The following is a 1,942-nucleotide window of genomic DNA, read 5'->3' on the forward strand; positions in this document are numbered from 1 at the left end:
GGCGCGCAAAAGCAAAGCGAATTGCGCAATGCCCTATGTAAGGCGACTTTAGTCGCTTCATTGGCAGTTTTTGAGTTTGATTTTAGTTTTGTGCGTATGTGTGCGGCGCGCTTGCGCGCGCTTGTTTAATATTTTCTCTTGTTTACTCTTGTTTACGCAAAAAAGTAACATTCTCAAAGTGAAGTAAATCGTTGGTGGGATATTTAGGCTTATAAGTGCTTTATTTGCAATGTTTTAAGAGTGATTAATTATTTTCAATATATGGGTGTTATTGATTAGAAAAATGTAGAAAAATGGGCTAAAGGTAACTTTTTTTACGCTAAAAACCTACTAAAAAATCGTGAATGTGAATTTTTCTTCCATATCTTGTTTACGTAAAAAAATGACATTTTCAAAGTGCAGTAAATAGACGGTTATTGATTAGAAAAATGGGCTAAAGGTAACTTTTTTTACGCTAAAGGTAACTTTTTTAATGCCAAATCAGATTTTTTTGTGTGAATTTTGAAATAAGTTACCTGCCTGTATGTTTTCTTTCGCTTTTTTTAGCTTTTCTATTGCCTTCTTATCAAGATAGAAAAGCTCCTCTGCTTTGTCTTTGTATGCTTCTAAGGATTTAATGTTCTTAAAGTTTCTTACTCTAAAGTTGATTGTTTCACCGCTTTCGATGTGTTTGCAAATAACAAACACACGTTTCAGCTCCTCATCATAAAATTTACTTTCGCAAGTTAGCTTACCGTAGTCTTTGATGTAGATAGTCTTGCCCATAAATGCTTCTAAGGCATCATATAAGGCTAAATTAAAGCTTTCTTTCTTCTTATCATCTCTTGCTATGCGTTTCTCATTGTTTTTATAGTCAAAGATAAATTCTAAATCAGTTATCTTGCGTCCTGTCTTAAAAGTCTTAATTTCAAACAAAACTAGATTAGATTTAGCGTTAATGTCTTTTTTTGCTTGTGTAAGCACTTTTTGATTAAAATGCTTGTATTCTTGTAGTGTTTTAGGCACTTCAAGGATATTTTGTAAAACTGCAAGGTTTATCTTAAGGCTTTGGCGGTTTTGTTTGAGTTCGCAAATAAGCATATTGTAGATTCTAATGCTATATGCGGATTTCATTTGTTGAATATCGCTAAATTTGAGTTGTGTAAAGTCTCGCTTTAAATCAAGGAGATATTCCACAAGGCTATCATTAAGTTGATAGGTTATATAACCCTGTCCCTCTTGATAGCGAATTTTTTTGAATAGTGGCATAGCTTCAAACACACTAACTTCTTTCATTGTTTTTTCATCAAGTATTTTAAAATCCTCCACATAAGCCTTTTTTGACATTGAATAACACATATTACGCACATATTGGTAACCATCGCTATTGTCTTTCCATTGCCATATTTGCATAATCTCACTTAGTGGAATCTCACATATTTGAAAAAGTTGGTCTTTTTGACTATGGAGCTGGGCGACAATCCACATAAAAAACTTCATTTCATTAGCGTTCATATCGTATTTAGCGTATATGAAGCGATTATCTTGGGTTACTACCGCCTTTTGTGTGCGTTTTTTGATTGGTTTTGTAGGTTTTTTCATTGTGTAAGCCTTGTTTTTTCAACACCTAAAGGGCGGGGGACACAAGCCCCCTTACGACTTACCGCTTAATATTAATCTTCACTTTAAACCCAAAAAGCCTGAAGTTTAGATATAATACAAACGAGCGTTTGCTATGTTTATTCATAGTAACGCCTTTATGTGTTTTTGCCCCTACTCCCTTGCAGTTTTGGGGCAATGTGATTATAGCAAAAATAATATAATAGAAACTTAATTTTTTAAAAAATAGTTACCTTTCTAACAATCCCAAAAAGCCCTATTTTACGCTTGTGTGCTGATTTTTTGATTCTCAAAAAATCCAGCAAAAACCAAAAACGCTCATAAATACACTTTAAAGCAACGC

General features: G+C 33.4%; 1 protein-coding gene. It reads right to left on the reverse strand.

Annotation, left to right across the window (positions count from 1 at the left end; all coding sequences use genetic code 11):
* Positions 1–480: 480 nt before the first annotated feature.
* Complete coding sequence (locus CCZ01_RS09800) at positions 481–1,581, reverse strand: replication initiation protein (protein ID WP_112053023.1); 1,101 nt, start codon at positions 1,579–1,581, stop codon at positions 481–483.
* Positions 1,582–1,942: the final 361 nt, after the last annotated feature.

This window comes from Helicobacter monodelphidis, from assembly GCF_003288845.1.
GTDB lineage: Bacteria > Campylobacterota > Campylobacteria > Campylobacterales > Helicobacteraceae > NHYN01.

Coding starts and splice junctions, on each gene's coding strand:
- CCZ01_RS09800 (WP_112053023.1), bottom strand. CDS start 1,581: ATGAAAAAACCTACAAAACCAATCAAAAAACGCACACAAAAGGCGGTA.